2 protein-coding genes are annotated in these 2,004 nt (G+C 29.1%); both read left to right on the plus strand.

Features of this window, described 5'->3' with window-relative positions; all coding sequences use genetic code 11:
• Positions 1-275: 275 nt before the first annotated feature.
• Positions 276-1,181, plus strand: a complete 906-nt coding sequence (locus U9R42_11985; protein MEA3496742.1) for a DMT family transporter — start codon at positions 276-278, stop codon at positions 1,179-1,181.
• A gap of 522 nt (positions 1,182-1,703) precedes the next feature.
• Complete coding sequence (locus tag U9R42_11990; GenBank protein ID MEA3496743.1) at positions 1,704-1,940, plus strand: hypothetical protein; 237 nt, start codon at positions 1,704-1,706, stop codon at positions 1,938-1,940.
• Positions 1,941-2,004 lie beyond the last annotated feature (64 nt).

Raw genomic sequence — 2,004 nt, forward strand, 5'->3', positions numbered from 1 at the left:
ATTCGTGAATTAGTGGCAAAAAAATGAAAGCCACGAATACGCTAATGAATTATTCGTGAATTAGTGGCAAAAAAATGAAAGCCACGAATACACTAATTTATTATTCGTGAATTAGTGGCAAAAAAAAAAGAAAGCCACGAATACACTAATTTATTATTCGTGAATTAGTGGCAAAAAAAGAAAGCCACGAATACGCTAATGAAAGTCCGTTTTATTCCAACGTTCTTTGGCGGTTTAGAATAAAATTAAATTATTACTTTTGCCGACAGAAAATTATGAAGACTGAAATTAATAAAAAACTATTCTCATGGGCTATCCTTTTTGTTTTGATGCTAACTTGGGGTAGTTCTTTTATTTTAATGAAACGTGCTCTTGAGGTTTATTCCTTTTCACAAGTTGGCTCACTACGTATTTTTTTAGCATTTATTACTGCCATTCCATTTGCAATTAAAGGGATAAAAAAAGTAAGTTTAAAACAGTGGAAGTATTTATTTTGGGTAGGATTACTTGGTAACGGCTTTCCGGCATTTTTGTTCACCAAAGCACAAACAGGAATTGACAGCTCTCTTGCAGGTATTTTAAATTCCCTTACTGCCCTTTTTACCTTAGTTGTTGGTGTTTACTTTTTTAGTTTAAAAACTAAATGGTTTAATGTTGCAGGTGTTTTTATAGGATTAGTTGGTGCCATAGGATTAATTTATGTTAGCAGTGATGGAAATTTTGAACTCAATTTTAAATTTTCAGTCTATGTAATTATTGCAACTATCTGCTATGCAATTAGTGCTAACATTGTAAAAACACATCTAATGGAACTCAACCCTGTAAAAATTACCGTTTATGCTCTTTTAACAATTACACTTCCTGCATCGATTTATTTATTTGCTTTTTCTGGTTTTTTTGAAACATTCACAACAGAGCAGAACTCCCTGCAAGCTCTTGGTTATATAACTATTCTCGCAGTTGTGGGAACAACCTTAGCTTTAATTGCATTTAATAAATTAATACAAATGACAAGCAGTGTTTTTGCTTCATCCGTTACTTATTTAATTCCAATTGTAGCACTCTTTTGGGGTATTTTTGATGGTGAATCTTTTGAATTATATTTTTTAATCTGGATATTTCTTACTCTATTCGGAGTTTTCCTTGTAAATTTTAAAGCAAAGAATAAAATTAAAGTCTAATAAATATTTGCTTCTATGTTGATTTGTGTGGGTGAAAAATTATGAAACCTTCTTTTAGGATAATATTAGCTCATAAAAAAACAGGCTCACAGTTTACTATGCCTGCTTTCTGTTATTTGATATTTGGTCGTAGATACAATCTACGACTAGCCTGTGGGTATTTTTTTGACAAGTCCTAAGCAATAAATCAAGTCCATAAATTCACCAAAATTGCACTAATACCAAATTAACATCAAAACACCCGATATAAATCATTTCTATTTCCCTTTTTTGTCGTTAAAAATTATTTCCGTAGCTATAGCTATGCAAAGAATTTTTGCCTAAAAAAAGAAAAATATAATTTAATTTATTTATCAGGCGTTTTGAAATTAAATTGGTATAATTTTTACAAGTTCAAACAATTTCTATAAAATAATTATTTTTTAAAAATTCAATCGGTTCTATTTTTTTTCGTAAATTTGTAATATCAAATTATTGAATAAATATATATCGTATTGGATATGAATACAAAAAATAATAATTATGAATTTACAATACATTTCTGATAATACAGGTAAACCTGCTGGAATTTTTATCCCGTTAAAAGACTGGAGGCTACTTATAAGAAAATACAAAGGACTTGATAATGAGGTGGATAATACTGAATCTACTAAAGAAGAAATATTTGCAAGTATCAAACAGGGGCTTAATGAAATACAACTTATTGAACAAGGTAAAATGAAAACTACTCCTTTAAAAGATTTTCTAAATGACTTATAAAGTAGATACTACTGATACTTTTAAAAGAGAAGCTAAACGATTAATTAAAAAATATCCTTCTCTT

The organism is Bacteroidota bacterium, assembly GCA_034723125.1.
Classification (GTDB): domain Bacteria; phylum Bacteroidota; class Bacteroidia; order CAILMK01; family JAAYUY01; genus JAYEOP01.